This is a genomic window from Microbulbifer sp. ABH2_005 (assembly GCF_056160005.1).
In genome coordinates this window covers 1158261-1175504 of record NZ_JBSWWI010000001.1, presented here as the reverse complement: position 1 = coordinate 1175504, position 17244 = coordinate 1158261, and the positions used below count along the sequence as shown (strand labels likewise).

The following is a 17244-nucleotide window of genomic DNA, read 5'->3' as shown; positions in this document are numbered from 1 at the left end:
CCAGCTGAATCAAAGTTTATTGCTTCACAGATCACAAATAGCCGACCTTCACCGCCCCAAGTATTTAAGCTCCAAGAGAAATTCAAGAGTTTCATGGGCATACTACGAACTACCCAAGCAACAATTCACAAAGATGATAAACTTTAATCCCGTTCCAAAAGTTGGCCGACATTGTGCTCCTTGTTAGCTACCTTTAGAGCCTCCCCAAAACTCAAAATAGAAGAACTCATTGATCTAGGTGATAGCGCCTTCAAGTTTTTCACTGAAATCTCCTCAACGTCGGAGAAAGGTGCAAAAAGTGAAACCTCTTCTAATATATCTAAATCATTACTATAAGATTTTAGCGGAGATACTCTCAAAATATCGCCAGGTATATTTGGGATGTGTACATCAAGGCAAAAACCGCTAATAAAAGCAATTTTAGAAAGAATAAATGGCCATGGCGAAAACAACCGATGCTCCAACCCCCAACAAGGCTCAGCATCTCGGTGCCTTAATACCTTTGGAGACAAAAGTTCACTTATAGCCGCCTCCATCTCATGAATATTCCCTTCGCACAGAGCAATATAAAATCGGCAGTCAATAGCGTAAAGCTTGTATTTTTTAGGAGACCCTGACAAAAAGGCCTCAGCTCTACTTTTCAACAAGCCCCAATCACCGGCAAGCGCCAGCCTAAGTTGCAGAGCATGGAATTCAGGGTTGTTTATATTATCGCAAACATATTTACCCTGACTTTTCCTTAGTAAAGGAATGAAATATTGCTTGCCCCAATGGATTAATTCCGGACTATCTGACATCAATGGATACAGAAGCTGACTATCTGGACTCTTCCCCATATCAGCAGGATAAAAGTATGAATATAAAGCTAGCACCCTACCAACATCAAATGCAGATTTTTTCGCCTGTTCGATATCACCCTGCTTAAATAAAGCCTGTAAAGTCTGCGCTTCAAGAGTATCCATTAACATGAGCAATGGCCCACTCACTTTACCTCCTTCACTCAGGAGGCGCTTAAAGCTACTTTCACATCGTTCTATATCTCCGGGCTTATCAGAAATTTCTAACCGCTTTAACCCATCCAAGAAAACTCGATCACTCATCTATAAACAACTTATTAAAAGTTAACACTGAAGCCCTTAAGGCTAATAATTACAAAATATTTTCATAGCCACCGGGCATACAACATAGAAATACAAACTCCTCAGACGATCTTTTGGACCAAGGTGAACGAGATAATCTCTATAAGGTTTTAGATTGAATAGATATATACAAACCCACAAGCCCACCCGATCCCTATGACTAGGCGACATTGAATCAACGATAACCACCTTCACTAATAAACTTATCGTCCATGCGCCTCTAGAAAGTCAACCCACTGCTCGACCAGCTCTTTAAACTCCACTGTTGACAGCTCTAGGTCAGGAGAACCCAGATCGCTTATAAACTTCGTGTTCTGGTGCTCGATATAAGCCAACCCAAAAATCTCGGCACCGAGCTCAGTATATTTTTTCTCTCCAGACAAAACTGAATCTATTTCCGGCAACACATCCTCTTTAATTTCTTGAGAGGCTGCCCACACCTGAAAAAAACCTTCCAAGACCTCCTCTTCATCCAGCTTAGGATACAAGCTATAGCTATCATATATTTTGGCTATGTCTATTCTTCTGTCTGCAGTCCTTAGCTCGCCCACCACAGAAAAAGGAGCGTAGATTTTCATCGATTGTATCCCCACAAAAAAATTCCACTTGACATCAAAGACAAGCCGTACCGAAGCAACGATAATCCCTCATTAAACTTATTGGCCATGTATCTCTAGAAAGTCAACCCACTGTTTGATTAGCTCTCTAAACTCCATTGTTGGCAATTCCAGGTCAGGAGCCATACCCCCTAAAAGCTTCGTAACCTGAGGCTCGATATAAGCCACGCCAAAAATATCAGCATCGATATCAGTAAACTCCACATTACCAGATAAGACTGAAATCACTTCCGGCAACAAACACTCCTTAATATCTTGAGAAGAGTCCCAAGCTCGAAAAAAATCATACAAAATCACGTCTTCATCTAGGTCTGAATACAGAAAATAGGCGCCACTCTTTTTGATTATATCTATTCTTCTACCTGCGACCTTTAGCTTGCCCATCACAAAAAAAGGAGGATAAATTTTCAACGATCATATTCCTAAAAAAACTTGTTTAAGCTCAAGCACTAAGCTGTGTTTAAGTAACAGCTTTTAACAAGTACAAGCAATCGCAGCCCACCCCGCAATCTAATTACGCTGATTGATGGTACGGTTTGAGCTGAGGCGGCCGTACATCACGAACTCCACCTAAAAAACAGTTAACCAACCAGCCGTTTTACCCAGCGGTAAGGTAAGAGTGAAGTTCAGTAGGCGCCAAAGGCTGAATCCATTGCCTTTTTACTCAGTTATTTATTAGTATCCTAATTGGCCACCAATAGATAGGTCAGGTAACGAACTCCCAATGCCATGGGTGGCTACGCTTACCAGCCTGCTATCACAATAGCAGCGACAAGGCCACCCATCTCCACATCATTTTACTTGCAAATATTTACAGCCAATATATCGCCCACCAATAATACAGGGAATATATATTATTAATGCATAAACAATGGCCAACCCGGAAGAATTCATAAAAGCAATAAAAGTAATCAGCAAATAGGGGACCGCCGCAACAGCCAATACAATTTTGGCGTTCATTGAGGCAGTATCCTCACTTGTACGCGCAGCCATAACGCCACCCAATAACAATATCAGGGGTAATGAGATAATACTCACCAGTAAGTACAGAGAGCTGAAAGGAATAGCGGATAATAGATACAACCAAGAGGCCAAACCGGCAGTAACGGTAAAGAATGCTATACCACATGCCGCCGGGCTTTGCGGTATATTCTTACTGGTTGCTGCGCGGTAAAGAGAAACCAATATAGCAACAGCCCCAACTATTAACAAAACATTCATATTAAACCTCAATTCTGTTATCTACAGCCGCACAAAAAAGCCTAGAAAAGAAAATTCACCAAAAAATACATATCAAAAAAAATAACAACCCACTATAAAAAGTGAACTCTCCCAGCCTTACAACTAATCTTTAAGAGAAATAATTAAAAATTTTACCAACAAGCTCCAAATCCTGATAACCCTTAGGATCAATTTCTTTGCGAAGCACCCTTTTTATATAGTCGACATCTCCCAGCAACCCTTTCACTACACAATAATAAGCACAGCCAAAACCACGTGTTTCCTCTGGAACACTTTCATAAAAGCCCTCCCTAGACTCAAAGTTATACTGATTAGTTAAATAATCTTTACCCACAGTAAAAATACAATCCATTCTGTGTAAAACTTCAGCAACGGCCTCATCTTGACTCCCAAAATCTTGAACATAAATCCTACGACCATGAGCCTTATCTAACGCTTGATGATCCAAATCAATATAGAACATCAACCGTCTCACTGGGATACAATCATCTAACTCACTGTAAATTTTATCAACCTCTGGAATATAGATTCCAGCTGCTGGCTGTAAAAGAATTGATGAGGGTGATCCATGAAAGCTCCACTCTGGATCAATAATTACTTCACAATATTTTTCCGGTCGAATGTAATATTTATTATAAATAAATTTCCAGCCGTAATATTTGGCCGCCTTAGTTTTGACGGCTTTTAATATCTCTGATTTAAAAGTCATGCCAATCTCATGCAATAGGATAAACTTTACTTATTCTTAGCTTATATTTTGTTAATTTGTCGTTTTTTGTATAACTAATTTTGTAGTTCCACCCGATCTCCATGGCTAGGCGGCGTTGAAGTAACGATAAAAACCAAATCTATAGAGGCCTTATTGAACAACTGATGAGGAATCCCAGCGGCTATATGTAAACCCTGGCCGGGAGAGAGGGAATACTCTTCGCCACCACATTCAATCGTGGCCGTGCCCTTTAGTACAAAGAAAAACTGTTCAGATTGCCGGTGCAGGTGTCGAACTTCTGAGCAACCAGGAGGCACTCTCTCCTGAATCACACTGAGAGAATCGGTTCTTACCAAGTGCCAGCCATCGCAGCCCTCCCCCCAGGAGTAGTGCTCAGCATTCTCTTTTGAGACGACTGGCATCACTCCTCCCCCCGCAATCTCCGCAAATACTCCTCGCGGGATTTACGCATGTTGATGACATGGCTTGAGCTGAGGCGGTCATGCATCAGGTTTCCACCTAAGAAGCAGTTAATCAACCAACCGATCTTTCCCAACGGTAGGGTGAGAGTGAAGCTCAGTATGCGCCAAAGGCCGTGGCCATAGCCTATTCGCTCAAATTTTTTGTTGGTGACCTTATAACCCATCAGATATTTCCCAGGCGTGGCCTGAAAACGGGAGCTCTCTGCAATCCAGGCCATCAGCAGATAGGCCAGGCAACAGATTCCCAACGCCACGGTTGTGGCGGCGCCTTCTGGCATATCGTATACCTTCATCATCACAATGGAGGCGATAAAGCCAACCGCGACGTACAACAACAATACATCCAGTAAGACCGCAACGCCTCGGGCCAGCAAGTGGCCAAAGTAGTATTGATCATAGGTTTCTTCCGGCTGGGTGATTTTCTGCCGGATCAGCTTGCGCCCACCTCGGAGCCCTTGGGCGGGGTCTACAGTAACTTCTTCGCTTTGCAGCGAATTAAATATGCAATCACAAAGGGACTCATCCAAGGCGCCGTATAAATAGGAGGCATTACCATTCCAGTCGAACAAGCTATTGCAGTACTGAAGAATATTGTTAGAAATCTGAGCTTGTTTTTTACCTTGAGAGGTAGCTTCACTAGCCTGCAAATTTATTCTGGCAAAACGTTCGAAGATTGAGAGACCCAGATTCCAATTATATTCCTCATCGAGCATATAGGGTGTATCGGTGAGAAAACGCCAATGCTCTTTTACATTGAAATTACTGGGTTCTTGCAGCAGCCTATCCACTTGCTCCAACACCCGGTGGTACTCGGCAATTCGCAGTGCTCGCTGTGGGTCTTGTTCACTGTCATCCTCTTCAATAGGATTTTCTTGCACATTATCTTTTTGTGTATTCTTACCTTCAGGATGCTGCTCTTCAGCATGTTTCTCTGTAGAGGCCCCCTGCTGTCTCTCACCCCCAGTTTCCTGATTCTGGGCTTGGTTCAGGTCAAGAGAGACTTTTGATTGAGCTTGCTCAATAGCTTCTGAAGAGATTGGGGAGTGGTCTTGATGATTCGGCTCACTATTTTGTTGCACCTGGGGCTCTGCTTGCCCCTGTAATTGCACGGCCTCAGGGGAAAGTGCAGCCCGCTCAGCACTAGCAACTTCCGCAAGCACCTCGTTACTTTGCGGTTCCTCACTTTCGCTTTTCTCTTCTTTAAGCGCCTCGGCGGCTTTCAGCGCCCATTTATAGGCGCTGTGTAACTGCTGAAACTCTTCGGGCTTTTCATCCGGACGGGTTTGCTTCAGTTTTTTTGCGTAGGCGCGCTTGATGGTTCGCGCATCATCACAGGGCTCTAGTTCGAGTATCTCCCAAGGACTCATTAAATCCAGTCCTCACCGTCGAGCTTATCGAAGATTTCAGTGAGTTCGGCACGCGCCTTGCCAATCTCCACCAGGTTTTGTTTATCCAAAACCCGATCGAAGCTGGCGAGCAATTTAGCAATATAATCGCGCTGCTCGCCGAGGCTGGCTTCATACAAGCGTTCACCACGGGCAAGCAGCGCCCGGTTTTCCTCATCTTCACGGGGATGAAACTTGAGCTTGGCCAGTTTTTCCAGGGCTTGGGCTTTATCCTGTTCATTCAGGGCGCCCGGCGTAAATTCCACTAACTTATTAAATGTTTTACCGGTGGAAATGACGGTGACATCCACTTCCAGCAAACCGTTCATATCATAGCTATAGCGCACTTCCACCACTTCCTCGCCCCGGGGTTTCTTGGGTACCGGCACCGTGAGTTCGCCCAGATAAACATTTTTCTTTACCAGGCGATTTTCTCCCTGATAAATATCGATACAGACCTCGTCCTGATCATCGCGGGCAGTGCAGACGCTGCGCACAATACTGACAGGCACCACGGTGTTGCGCTCAATAATCGGCAGGAAGTAATTGCCCAGCTGCGGGCTGTCTTCATTCACTATGCCGGTACCCAGGGTGTAGGGGCATACATCGGTGAGGACGATATCATCCAGCGCAGAATTTTTTTCCTTGAGACCAGCTTGGATTGCCGCCCCCATGGCGACAACGGTATCCGGGTCCAGGTGGCAGGAAGGCAAGCGGCCAAACATGCGCCCCACCATAGAGCGGAACAGGGCCAAGCGGGTGGAGCCACCCACCAATACCACTTCGTCAATTTTAGCGGGTGGCAAATCGGCATCGCGCATGGCGCGCTCAATCGGGCGCTTGGCTCGCAGCAGCAACGGGGTACTGAGTTTCTCGAACCATTCGGGGGTCGCTTTCCATTCGAGTTCGCGTCCACCGAGGTTTAATTTAAGCAACTGCTCTGTCTGCTGGCTGATACGGCGCTTGGCCGTTTCCATCTGCATATACAGGTTCTGCAGTTCGCGCGGTTTCAGGGAAGATTTTTTCAGCTGCAATTCTTCCAGAACGCTGTCGATCATCGCTTCGACAAAATCCTCACCGCCCAGGTAGTTATCCCCGGCACTGGCATGTACTTCCATAATGCCATCGAAGAATTCCAGGATGGAGACATCGAAGGTACCACCACCCAAATCAAGCACCAGGAAATTCCCCTCCCGCTTGTCGTGCAGGCCGTAGGCAATTGCCGCAGCGGTAGGCTCGTTGATCAGGCGCTCTACCTTGATGCCTGCCAGCTCTCCAGCCAATTTTGTCGCCTGGCGCTGGTTATCGTTAAAGTAGGCGGGCACACTGATTACCGCTTCGCTGACCTCTTCCCCCAGGAAAGCCTCGGCATCCTCTTTGAGAGAGCGCAGTACCAAGGCGGAAAGTTCGGTTGCGGTAAATTGCTGGCGACCCAGTTTGACCTTATGGTCGGTGCCCATCAGACGCTTAAAGGCGGCAACGGTGGTATCACTGTGATTGATCAGGCGCTCTTTTGCGGTTTTTCCCACTACCAGCTTGCCAGCGTCATCCAAGCCGACCACCGATGGGGTCAAGGCCTCTCCCAAACGATTGGGAATCAGCTTCACGCCGTCTTCCATCAAAATCCCACAGGCGCTATTGGTGGTACCCAGGTCAATTCCAATAATGGCCATAATTCCCCCTACCTATTTTTCTTAAAACTTGATCAAGCACAGCTGTACCAGCAGGTTTTTATACGGTATTCCCCGCAATCTGGTTGGCGCGACATTCTAAGCGTCCCTGCACAAAAATAGCCAGAGAGTGCAAGCACACGAAAGGCAGGTGCAGAAAAACCAAACGAATAGCCTGGCCGTAGAACAACCCGCTTCTGGCGGTTCCACATAACTGCCATATCCTTAGAGTCATTCGAAACTCATTGAGAGGCGCGGCCTTGTTGACGGGTAGATTTTAGGGAGTGAAGCTCAAAGGGGACCTCTTTGGTGGAGTCACCACAGCCGTGGTTTCACTGCCCATGGCACTGGCGTTTGGGGTTGCTTCCGGGGCAGGCGCCAGTGCGGGGTTGTGGGGGGCCATTCTGGTCGGGTTATTTGCCTCCCTCTTTGGGGGTACCCGTACCTTAATCTCTGAACCGACCGGTGCCATGACCGTAGTAATGGCCGCGGTGATCACCACCATGATGGCAGAGTACCCCGACCAGGGACTGGCAATGGCCTTTACCGTGGTCATCATGGCGGGCATTTTTCAAATTGCTTTGGGGGCATTAAAGCTCGGTAAATATATTGTTTTGATGCCCTACAGCGTGGTCTCAGGATTTATGTCCGGTGTCGGTATTATTCTGGTAATTTTACAGATTGGTCCGTTACTCGGCCAACCCACGCCCGCTGGCGGGCCGATGGAAACCGTACAAGAATTGCCGGAGCTAGTCAGAAATACCCACTATGGGGAACTCTTCCTCGGTCTGCTCACCCTCGGAATGCTGTTTTTTTTACCAAAGAAACTCAAACAGCTGGTTCCCCCCCAACTGGTGGCACTAGTCGCCATTACCTTGCTTTCCATGGTGTTGTTCGACAACGAAGAGATCCGGCGCATCGGCAAAATTCCCAGCGGCCTGCCCTCCCTGGTTTTACCCAATATCACTTTTGATATGTTGTCCACCATGCTGATTGAAGCGTTGGTGCTCGGCACTCTGGGCTGTCTCGATACCCTGTTAACTGCGGTGATAGCGGACAGCCTGACGCGCAGGGAGCACAACCCCAGCCGGGAATTGATCGGCCAGGGCATCGCTAACACCGTATCCGGTTTGTTTGGCGGGCTGCCCGGCGCGGGTTCCACTATGGGGACCGTGGTGAATATTCAGGTAGGGGCGCGCTCTCCTCTGGCCGGTATAGTACGTGCGCTGATCCTACTACTGGTGGTGCTCTGGTTTGCCCCCCTGACGCAACCGATTCCTCTGGCGGTATTAGCCGGTATCGCGGTGTTCGTCGGCATTAATATTCTCGACTGGAATTATATCCGACGCGTTCACCATCACCAGGTGGCGATATTCCCAACCTTTATTATGTACAGCGTTCTGCTGATGACCGTATTTGTGGGCTTGATTTACGCCGTGGCCATTGGTGTATTCCTTGTCAATATCATCACCATTGAGCGGCTCAGCCGTATTCAGGAAAAAAGTGTTAAAACGATTTCCGGTGTCGAGGAAGGCGACCCGCTCAGCCGACGGGAACGGGAGATGCTGCGGCAGTCCAAAGGACAGATACTGTTTTTCTTTTTGTCGGGCCCAATGTTGTTTGGGGTATCCAAGGCCATTACTCGCCAGCAGGCCGCAGTGGGTAACTTTAAAGTCATCATCATGGATTTGAGCACAGTACCCATGATTGATACCACTGCGGCATTGGCACTAGAAAATACCATGCGGGATGCCGTTAGTTTGGGCTGCAAAGTCTATCTCTACTGCCCCAATGAACCAACACTGGATAGATTGGAGAAGCTGCATATCCGGGATTGGATGGACGAGGATTGTTTTGTCGAAAGCCGGGTTGAGGCACTCATCAAAGGTTTGGATTACCTCAATCACGAATGTGAAAAAAAGACCTGATCTTACTGACCCTTTTCACCAACAAATTCAGGGCTTCAATAGAAAAGCATATATTCGAGCTGAGGCCCTTTAAATCGCAGCAGTATTATTTTTAATGAACAGGTTCTTTTAAATTCTGCAAATACTCTTTACTTACTTCTGTTCTGCCTGAAGGAAAAATATTAAAAACCAAATCAAAAAGCGGGGATAATTAACTAGCCCCGCTCCACTTTTCCATATCCTGTTTTTCTAAACAGCGACAGCCACTAAGGAGACAAACGATCCAGCGTCCACAGACCACTATCATCGGCGCGGTAAATAAAACGGTCGTGCAGGCGATTGGCACCACCCTGCCAAAATTCCACCGCATGTGGCACTACCCGGTAACCGCCCCAAAAATCAGGCAACGGCACCTGCCCATCTGCAAAGCGCGCCTTTTCCTGGTCAAACTGTTTTTGCAGCTCCTCACGGGATGACAGTGGCTGGCTCTGATGGGAAGCCCAGGAAGCCAGCTGGCTGTCCAGGGGGCGGGACTGGAAATATTGCTCCGCATCCTCGCGTGCTACTGACTCCACTTTGCCGTAAACAATGATCTGGCGCTCCAGGCTGTGCCAGGGAAACAGCAGGGATACCTGCGGATTCTTCTCCATATCCTGCGCTTTTTTACTCTGCAGATTGGTGTAGAAAACAAAGCCGCGCTCGTCAAAACCTTTCAGCAATACAATGCGCTGGGAGGGCTGGCCGCTGCTATTAGCTGTGGCCAAACACATGGCATTGGGGTCAGAAAGTTTGGCCTCCAGAGCCTCCTCAAGCCACTCGCGAAACTGCTCCACCGGGGTTGCTTTTAACTCCGAGCGGCGCAGGCCGCCGAGCAGATATTCGCGACGCCATTGATCGATTTCCATGGTGCTACTTCCTAAGTTATTCATGCTCAAAATATATCCAGGCAATTGGGGCAAAGCGAATTTCCCCAACCACAACTCCCCTTGCGCAGGAAATTTTACAACCCAAGGGCCAAGTTTCCTGTCGCGATACGGGGCGAATCTCAATATTCCTGCGATTTTCCCCTCGCAGATGCAGACTCTGCGGGCGCTTGCGTGCTTTTTAGCGTGCCGCTAGGCTCACGGCATTTTTACACAAATAAGGAAAATGGTGGCTATGTCCTCTGCGCCCACATGCGCCCAGGTGCTCATGCGCCTGCTGCGCGACTACCAGGTGGAAAAAGTCTTCGGCATTCCCGGTGTCCACACCATCGAACTGTACCGCGGTCTGCCCGGCAGTGACCTGATGCATATCACTCCGCGCCACGAACAAGGTGCCGCCTTTATGGCGGATGGCTACGCCCGTGCCAGTGGCAAGATTGGTGTCTGCTTCCTGATCACCGGCCCCGGCCTCACCAACGCCGCCACCGCCATGGCTCAGGCCTATTCCGATTCGATTCCCATGCTGGTGATCTCCGCAATCAATCGCCGCGAAGACCTGGGCATGAGCCGCGGCCGCCTGCACGAACTGCCGCAACAGAGTGATGCCAGCCGCGGCTTCTGTATCTGGCAGCACACGCTCACCCAGGCAGAGCAATTACCAGAGGTAATGGCGCGGGCATTCCAGCTGCTGCAGTCCAGCCGCCCGGGGCCTGTGCATATCGAAATCCCCATCGACCTGTTCCCGGCTCCCATGCCCGGCCAACTGGAAGACTACAAAGCCGCACCAGCCGCTATGGCCCCGGCGGCAAATAGCGCCGCTATCGCCACTGCCGCCGACTGGCTGCAATCCGCCCAGCGCCCGGTCATCCTCCTCGGTGGCGGCGCCCAGAGCGCCGGAGAGGCGGCCACCCAAATCGCCGAGAAAATCGCTGCACCGGTGTTTCTGTCACTCGCCGCCAAGGGCGTTGTAGATGAACGCCATCCTCTGTGCGGCGGCGCCAACCTGAGTTTCGATTGCGTACGCAACCGCGTGGAGAATGCGGATGTGGTGCTGGCCGTAGGCACCGAGTTATCCGAAACCGATCGCAACCTGGTGCGGGACGATTACGCCTTCTCCGGCAAACTGATTCGTATCGATATAGATGCTGCACAGCTGGTATGCAACGCCCAACCAGACTTGGCCATCTGTGCAGACGCCAAGGAGAGCCTGCAGCAATTGGAGGCCGCGCTGGCCCAACGCGATACAACAGCAGGCGAACAGTCTGTAAAAGAGGTTGCCCAGTTACTGAAAGATTGCCGCAAAGAGTGGTGGGATGGTTCCGAGCAACGCTTCCCTTGGGTTGAGGCCCTGCGCGAAGCCCTGCCGGAAAACGGTATCCTGGTGACAGACTCCACCCAGCTGGCCTATAACACTAACCACGCCCTGCCCCTATATCATCCCCGCAGCCATGTGACCTGTACTACCGGTTATGGCACCCTGGGCTTTGCCCTGCCTGCGGCCGTTGGCGCCAAGCTCTCTAGCGAGCGGGATGTGATCGCCCTGATCGGCGATGGCGGCTTGATGTTTACCCTGGGCGAATTGGCGGTGGCCGTTGAGCAACGCTTACCTCTGCCCATCCTGGTATGGAATAACGCCGGCTACGGCGAAATCCGCGACTTTATGGATGCGGCGGAAGTACCACAGGAAGGTGTAAACCTGAGTACCCCGGATTTTGTTGCCCTGGCCAAGGCCTTCGGTGCCGAGGGCTGTCGTATCGACCGGCCCGGCCAATTGGCACAAGCAGTAGCCGATGCCCTGGGCCGCCAGACCCCAACCCTGATCGAAATCAGCGCGCCTTCAGGCGCAGAATAAATGGAAGCGTGACATGACAGATCTCAGCAAACTGCCCACAGGCAAGTTGTTTATTAACGGCGAATGGCGCGAGCCTCTGGGTACAGGGACTCACCCGGTGATCAACCCGGCCACCGAAGAATTCATCTGCCAAGTGGCCGAAGGCTCGGCCGAAGATGTGGATCTCGCCGTGGAAGCCGCGCGCCAGGCCTTCCACAGCTGGCGCAACAGCACCGCACAGATGCGCCGCGAACTGCTCAACGCCATCGCCGACGGTATGGAAAAACGCAAGGAAGATCTGGTACAAGCCGTGTCCCAGACACTCGGCTGCCCCGAACATATCACCCGCTGGCTGCACGTGGATGGCCCTATCTATGCCATGCGCTACTACGCCGAGCGCACCGCGGAAATGGAGAAAACGGAGAAAGCCGGCCATTCCGTATTGTTCCGCGAGCCCGTGGGCGTGTGTGGTTTTATCACCCCCTGGAACTACCCACTCCACCAGTTTGTGGGCAAAGTGGCCCCGGCCCTGGCCGCCGGCTGCACCATGATCACTAAACCCGCCGAAATCACACCGCTGCAGGATTTTGTGATGGCGGAAATTATTGAAGAGGCCGGAGTCCCCGCCGGTGTCTTCAACTTGGTGCCCGGAGCCGGCTCCGAAGTGGGAGCGGCGCTCTCTGCCCATCCGGGTATCGATATGGTCTCCTTCACCGGTTCCACTCGCGCCGGCGTGGAAGTGGCCAAGGCCGCAGCGCCCACGGTGAAGCGCGTAACCCAGGAGCTAGGTGGCAAGTCCCCGCTGATTATCACCCCCGATGCAGATCTGGAAGCCGCCGTGCGCTGGGGCTGCGAGGATGTGTTTATCAACAGCGGCCAGACCTGTACTGCCCTCACCCGCATGCTGGTGCCTGCCGAGCGCTATGACGAAGCGGTAGAAATCGCTCGCCAGGTGGCCGAAGACATCGCTATGGGCACCGATGAAAACGCCTTTATGGGCCCACTCTCTTCCGCACGCCAGCGCGAGATAGTGCGCGGTTATATCCAGAAGGGTATCGACGAGGGTGCACGCCTGGTCACTGGCGGCGCCGAGGTGCCCACCGGGCTGGATAAAGGCTTTTATGTGAAGCCCACGGTATTTGCCGATGTGCACAACGACATGAGCATCGCCCGCGAGGAGATCTTCGGCCCTGTGACCTGTCTGATCCCCTACAAGGATATGGATGAGGCAATTGCCATCGCCAATGACACCGAATACGGCCTGTCCAGCGGCGTTTGGGCAAAAGATGCGGAAAGTGCCATGCCCCTGGTGCGCCGCATTGAAGCTGGCCTGTGTTTCGTCAACGGCGGCGAATTCAATTACGACGCGCCCTTTGGCGGCTACAAGCGCTCCGGCAACGGACGTGAATTTGGTGAGGCCGGTCTCGGCGAGTTTATCGAACTGAAATCCGTGCAACTGCCGGCATAAACTTCTGCACCGCCTGCAATCGTGGGCGGTGCAGTTGACTGCCAATCCCCTCCCCGCTATCTTTGCTCGCACATCACGAGAGTGGCTGACGCCAACGCCAACCTGCCGACCGGGGCAAGGTGGTTCTCTCTCTGCTGGCACACCAAAGCCTGCAGGGAGGATGGGGCTCTACAAGAGCAATCCAACCGGATTAGCGAATATCCTTTCGCCGCTTCCACGTCAGTCCTCCAAAGTTTTACCCTTGGAGGGACCATGTCCGAATCACCGTTATCCAGTAAAGACGTTATAGAAATTCAAATTGCCAACCAACGCAGCCGCACCGCGGTGAGAGCCGTGAGACGCGCCGATCGGCAATTGTTGTGGCAACTACTATTCGACACCGCGGAAGAGGCTTTAAAATTCGCCACCAGCTGCCGCGCCAGTGAGCAGCCGATCACGGCCCATAAGGCCTGCGAGCTGGCGGGATAAACAAGAATACAGTGGCGCCACTTTAGTTCGCGCCGATACCTAGTGCCACGAGCACCCGACAGGAGCTAAAAACAATATCATGTCCAAGCCAGAACAATTCTTTGAGCACCTGCGCAACGAGCTAAAACAAATCGATGCCGACGGCCTCTACAAGCGCGAGCGGATCATTACCTCTCAGCAGGCCGCCGAGATACAGGTGAACAACGACACCCAGGTACTGAACTTCTGCGCCAACAACTACCTGGGCCTGGCCAACCACCCGGACCTGATCAAAGCGGCCAAAGAAGGGCTGGATCAATACGGCTTCGGCATGGCATCGGTACGCTTTATTTGTGGTACCCAGGACATTCACAAGGCCCTGGAATCGCGCCTATCGGAATTCCTGCGCACCGAAGATACCATCCTCTACACCTCCTGTTTCGACGCCAACGGTGGCCTATTCGAGACTCTACTGGGCCCTGAAGACGCGATTATCTCCGACGCCCTCAATCACGCCTCCATTATCGACGGTGTGCGCCTGTGTAAAGCCAAGCGCTTCCGCTACGCCAACAACGATATGGCGGACCTGGAGAAACAACTGCAGGCAGCCGATGCCGCAGGCGCGAAGACTAAGCTGATCGCCACCGATGGCGTCTTCTCCATGGATGGTGTGATCGCCAACTTAAAAGCCTTGTGCGACCTGGCGGACCGCTATAACGCCCTGGTGATGGTGGACGACTCCCATGCTGTGGGCTTCCTCGGCCAAAATGGCCGCGGCACTCACGAATACTGCGATGTTGTCGATCGCATTGATATTATTACCGGCACCCTGGGCAAAGCCCTGGGCGGCGCCTCTGGCGGCTTCACTTCCGGGCGCAAGGAAATTATCGATCTGCTGCGCCAACGCTCACGCCCTTACCTGTTTTCCAACTCCGTGGCTCCCGCTATCGTCACCGCCTCATTAAGAGTACTGGATATGTTGATGGATGGCGCCGAGTTACGGCAGAAGCTGCGCGATAACTCCGCCTACTTCCGCGAGCGTATGACCGAAGCTGGCTTCACCCTGGCCGGAGCCGACCACCCAATTATTCCGGTCATGATCGGCGATGCCGCCCTCGCTCAGAAAATGGCAGACAAAATGCTAGAGCGCGGTATTTACGTAGTGGGCTTCTTCTACCCAGTAGTACCTAAAGGCCAAGCTCGTATTCGTACGCAGATGTCTGCGGCACACACTCGCGAGCAGCTCGACCAGTGCATTGATGCCTTTATTGAAGTGGGCCGCGAGCTAGAAATTATTTAATTCCGAAATAACCGCGGCATTATTTGAGCAGAGGATATTCCCCTTGCCAGGTAGCGCCGGCCTTTCTTTTTGTAGTTAGAATGACAATGAAAGCACTTTCTAAACTGAAGTCTGAAGTGGGCATCTGGCTCACCGACGTGGAAATCCCCGAGCCGGGCCACAACGACCTGTTGATCAAAATCCATAAAACCGCTATCTGCGGTACGGACATGCATATTTATAACTGGGACGAGTGGTCGCAAAAAACCATCCCGGTGCCCATGGTAGTGGGGCACGAATATGTAGGTGAAGTGGTTGGTATGGGCCAGGAAGTTGCCGGTTTTGAAGTTGGCGACCGCGTTTCCGGCGAAGGCCATATCACCTGTGGCCACTGCCGCAACTGCCGCGCAGGCCGCCGCCACCTCTGCCGCAACACTTACGGTGTTGGTGTGGACCGCCAAGGCGCTTTTGCCGAATACCTGGTTATTCCGGCACTAAACGCTTTTAAAATTCCAGACAACATCTCCGATGAGCTGGCTTCCATTTTTGATCCTTTCGGCAACGCCGTACACACTGCACTGTCATTCGATCTGGTGGGCGAAGATGTGTTGATCACCGGTGCCGGTCCTATCGGCATCATGGCCGCAGCAGTTGCCAAGCATGTGGGTGCTCGCCACGTGGTCATCACCGATATCAACGAATATCGCCTGGATCTGGCCCGCAAGATGGGTGCCACCCGCGCCGTCAATGTGTCTAAGGAAAATCTTAAAGATGTTATGGCGGAGTTGGGCATGGGCGAGGGCTTCGACGTAGGCCTGGAAATGTCCGGTGTTCCCGTTGCCTTCCGCGATATGCTCGCGGCAATGAACCACGGTGGCAAGATCGCCATGCTCGGCATTCCCGCCGGCGAAATGGCTATCGACTGGAGCCAGGTCATATTCAAAGGCCTGACCATTAAAGGTATCTATGGCCGTGAGATGTTCGAAACCTGGTACAAGATGGCCAGCCTGATTCAATCTGGCCTGGACCTAACCCCAATTATTACCCACCAGTTCCCTATCGACGACTTCCAGAAAGGCTTCGACACTATGGGCTCTGGAGAATCCGGCAAGGTGATCCTCAACTGGCAATAACTATTGCTCTTGGCCGTGGATAACTCCACGGCCAGCCCCTCCAGCGCTCCCCTCTTCAGAAAAGATTTTTTGCCCAGCTCCACCACTTTTTGTATCTTCTAATACGCACTGCTCAAACAGCAGTTTTGATGGCTAAGAACTGATGGATAAGACCTATAGATGCAAAAGGAATTTTCTACATTTTGGCGTAGCCCAAAACACAGTGGCATAGAACTATTTCATGCGCATTTTCGCAGTTTTGCCTTTAACAAGCATTGGCACGATGAATTAGCCATTGGCATTATCCAGGCAGGCGCCGAGAAATTAGATTATCGCGGGCAAACTAACATCATCCCCCAGGGAGATATCGTCGCCATTAATCCCAGCGAAATTCATACTGGCTATACCGGTAGCGAACAAGGCTGGCATTACCGCATGTTTTATTTTGATACAAAACTGATTGAACAAGTGTTGCGACAACATAGCAGCTTTGGTAAAACCCCCATGCCTTTTCTTAAGGGGCCTATTATTCATGACCCAGAGCTTTTCCAGTTACTTTTTCAACTTCACTGCAGTTTGAGCGGTACTTATTTATCTCTTGCCTCAGATAGCCTGTTAACCCTGGCACTTACCAAGCTATTCACCAATCATAGTGACCAGAACATCTACCCTCGAAGTCTAAAAGATAAATCGGCCGCAAGAAAAATTTATAACTACCTGTGTGATCACTGGCAATACAACGTAACGCTTGAGCAACTTTGCCAACTCACTGAGATGAGCCAATATCAATTAATCCGCTGTTTTAACAAGCACTACGGTATAGCCCCCCATCAATTTTTGGTTCTTTACAAAACCCATCAGGCACGCCTTTTACTTCAGCAAGGGCTGAATGCTGCCACGGTAGCAACTGAGTGTGGTTTTTTTGACCAAAGCCATATGAGCAGGAACTTCAAGAAGACTTTTGGTATTACACCAGGGCGTTATCTCAAGTCTATTTAGAGAAACTCTAAAAATACTGAGTATTTTTGGCTGA

At 50.8% G+C, this 17244-nt stretch carries 16 protein-coding genes and 1 riboswitch; of the genes, 7 read left to right on the top strand and 9 right to left on the bottom strand.

Annotated elements, in window-relative coordinates; genetic code table 11:
* Positions 1–143: 143 nt before the first annotated feature.
* From ACXAFI_RS05210 to ACXAFI_RS05175, 8 genes are all read right to left on the bottom strand, one after another.
* Positions 144–1100, bottom strand: a complete 957-nt coding sequence (locus ACXAFI_RS05210) for a hypothetical protein (protein ID WP_475107942.1) — start codon at positions 1098–1100, stop codon at positions 144–146.
* A 242-nt stretch (positions 1101–1342) separates the two neighbouring features.
* Positions 1343–1717, bottom strand: coding sequence for a hypothetical protein (locus ACXAFI_RS05205; RefSeq protein ID WP_475107941.1), 375 nt, complete (start codon positions 1715–1717; stop codon positions 1343–1345).
* A gap of 78 nt (positions 1718–1795) precedes the next feature.
* Positions 1796–2167 carry a hypothetical protein gene (locus tag ACXAFI_RS05200; protein ID WP_475107940.1) on the bottom strand — a complete coding sequence of 124 codons (372 nt, stop codon included), beginning with the start codon at positions 2165–2167 and terminating at the stop codon, positions 1796–1798.
* Between the two features lie 381 nt (positions 2168–2548).
* Entirely contained in the window at positions 2549–2977 is a 429-nt protein-coding gene (locus ACXAFI_RS05195; protein ID WP_475107939.1) for a hypothetical protein, read from the bottom strand.
* Between the two features lie 130 nt (positions 2978–3107).
* Positions 3108–3707 carry a hypothetical protein gene (locus tag ACXAFI_RS05190; protein ID WP_475107938.1) on the bottom strand — a complete coding sequence of 200 codons (600 nt, stop codon included), beginning with the start codon at positions 3705–3707 and terminating at the stop codon, positions 3108–3110.
* A 74-nt stretch (positions 3708–3781) separates the two neighbouring features.
* Positions 3782–4129 (bottom strand): cupin domain-containing protein, encoded by a 348-nt coding sequence (locus tag ACXAFI_RS05185; protein ID WP_475107937.1) that lies wholly within the window; start codon positions 4127–4129, stop codon positions 3782–3784.
* Positions 4129–5556, bottom strand: a complete 1428-nt coding sequence (locus ACXAFI_RS05180) for an RDD family protein (protein ID WP_475107936.1) — start codon at positions 5554–5556, stop codon at positions 4129–4131. Before ACXAFI_RS05180 ends, ACXAFI_RS05185 begins: the two co-directional genes overlap by 1 nt.
* Entirely contained in the window at positions 5556–7247 is a 1692-nt protein-coding gene (locus tag ACXAFI_RS05175) for an Hsp70 family protein (protein ID WP_475107935.1), read from the bottom strand. Before ACXAFI_RS05175 ends, ACXAFI_RS05180 begins: the two co-directional genes overlap by 1 nt.
* 281 nt (positions 7248–7528) lie before the next feature.
* Here ACXAFI_RS05175 and ACXAFI_RS05170 point away from each other — a divergent pair, with 281 nt between their 5' ends.
* Positions 7529–9172, top strand: coding sequence for a SulP family inorganic anion transporter (locus ACXAFI_RS05170; protein WP_475107934.1), 1644 nt, complete (start codon positions 7529–7531; stop codon positions 9170–9172).
* 245 nt (positions 9173–9417) lie between these two features.
* Here the strand turns inward: ACXAFI_RS05170 and pdxH are convergent, their stop codons facing one another.
* The gene (pdxH, locus tag ACXAFI_RS05165) at positions 9418–10056 is read right to left on the bottom strand and encodes a pyridoxamine 5'-phosphate oxidase (RefSeq protein ID WP_475107933.1); all 639 of its coding nucleotides are present in this window, start codon (positions 10054–10056) and stop codon (positions 9418–9420) included.
* A 253-nt stretch (positions 10057–10309) separates the two neighbouring features.
* Here pdxH and ACXAFI_RS05160 point away from each other — a divergent pair, with 253 nt between their 5' ends.
* From ACXAFI_RS05160 to ACXAFI_RS05135, 6 genes are all read left to right on the top strand, one after another.
* The gene (locus ACXAFI_RS05160; protein ID WP_475107932.1) at positions 10310–11926 is read left to right on the top strand and encodes a 5-guanidino-2-oxopentanoate decarboxylase; all 1617 of its coding nucleotides are present in this window, start codon (positions 10310–10312) and stop codon (positions 11924–11926) included.
* Positions 11927–11939: 13 nt separating this feature from the next.
* The gene (locus ACXAFI_RS05155) at positions 11940–13373 is read left to right on the top strand and encodes an aldehyde dehydrogenase family protein (protein WP_475107931.1); all 1434 of its coding nucleotides are present in this window, start codon (positions 11940–11942) and stop codon (positions 13371–13373) included.
* A 65-nt stretch (positions 13374–13438) separates the two neighbouring features.
* A riboswitch (SAM-I-IV-variant riboswitch) is annotated at positions 13439–13567 on the top strand.
* 58 nt (positions 13568–13625) lie between these two features.
* The gene (locus tag ACXAFI_RS05150; protein WP_152454298.1) at positions 13626–13841 is read left to right on the top strand and encodes a hypothetical protein; all 216 of its coding nucleotides are present in this window, start codon (positions 13626–13628) and stop codon (positions 13839–13841) included.
* 79 nt (positions 13842–13920) lie between these two features.
* Positions 13921–15120 carry a glycine C-acetyltransferase gene (locus ACXAFI_RS05145; RefSeq protein ID WP_444919551.1) on the top strand — a complete coding sequence of 400 codons (1200 nt, stop codon included), beginning with the start codon at positions 13921–13923 and terminating at the stop codon, positions 15118–15120.
* A gap of 86 nt (positions 15121–15206) precedes the next feature.
* Positions 15207–16232 carry an L-threonine 3-dehydrogenase gene (gene tdh, locus ACXAFI_RS05140; RefSeq protein ID WP_475107930.1) on the top strand — a complete coding sequence of 342 codons (1026 nt, stop codon included), beginning with the start codon at positions 15207–15209 and terminating at the stop codon, positions 16230–16232.
* A 159-nt stretch (positions 16233–16391) separates the two neighbouring features.
* The gene (locus tag ACXAFI_RS05135; protein ID WP_475107929.1) at positions 16392–17210 is read left to right on the top strand and encodes an AraC family transcriptional regulator; all 819 of its coding nucleotides are present in this window, start codon (positions 16392–16394) and stop codon (positions 17208–17210) included.
* The last annotated feature ends 34 nt before the right edge of the window (positions 17211–17244 follow it).

Excerpts from the sequence above, each read along its gene's own strand:
- ACXAFI_RS05210 (WP_475107942.1), bottom strand. The coding sequence starts at position 1,100 with ATGAGTGATCGAGTTTTCTTGGATGGGTTAAAGCGGTTAGAAATTTCT.
- ACXAFI_RS05205 (WP_475107941.1), bottom strand. The coding sequence starts at position 1,717 with ATGAAAATCTACGCTCCTTTTTCTGTGGTGGGCGAGCTAAGGACTGCA.
- ACXAFI_RS05195 (WP_475107939.1), bottom strand. The coding sequence starts at position 2,977 with ATGAATGTTTTGTTAATAGTTGGGGCTGTTGCTATATTGGTTTCTCTT.
- ACXAFI_RS05190 (WP_475107938.1), bottom strand. The coding sequence starts at position 3,707 with ATGACTTTTAAATCAGAGATATTAAAAGCCGTCAAAACTAAGGCGGCC.
- ACXAFI_RS05185 (WP_475107937.1), bottom strand. The coding sequence starts at position 4,129 with ATGCCAGTCGTCTCAAAAGAGAATGCTGAGCACTACTCCTGGGGGGAG.
- ACXAFI_RS05180 (WP_475107936.1), bottom strand. The coding sequence starts at position 5,556 with ATGAGTCCTTGGGAGATACTCGAACTAGAGCCCTGTGATGATGCGCGA.
- ACXAFI_RS05175 (WP_475107935.1), bottom strand. The coding sequence starts at position 7,247 with ATGGCCATTATTGGAATTGACCTGGGTACCACCAATAGCGCCTGTGGG.
- pdxH (WP_475107933.1), bottom strand. The coding sequence starts at position 10,056 with ATGGAAATCGATCAATGGCGTCGCGAATATCTGCTCGGCGGCCTGCGC.
- ACXAFI_RS05160 (WP_475107932.1), top strand. The coding sequence starts at position 10,310 with ATGTCCTCTGCGCCCACATGCGCCCAGGTGCTCATGCGCCTGCTGCGC.
- ACXAFI_RS05155 (WP_475107931.1), top strand. The coding sequence starts at position 11,940 with ATGACAGATCTCAGCAAACTGCCCACAGGCAAGTTGTTTATTAACGGC.
- ACXAFI_RS05150 (WP_152454298.1), top strand. The coding sequence starts at position 13,626 with ATGTCCGAATCACCGTTATCCAGTAAAGACGTTATAGAAATTCAAATT.
- ACXAFI_RS05145 (WP_444919551.1), top strand. The coding sequence starts at position 13,921 with ATGTCCAAGCCAGAACAATTCTTTGAGCACCTGCGCAACGAGCTAAAA.
- tdh (WP_475107930.1), top strand. The coding sequence starts at position 15,207 with ATGAAAGCACTTTCTAAACTGAAGTCTGAAGTGGGCATCTGGCTCACC.
- ACXAFI_RS05135 (WP_475107929.1), top strand. The coding sequence starts at position 16,392 with ATGCAAAAGGAATTTTCTACATTTTGGCGTAGCCCAAAACACAGTGGC.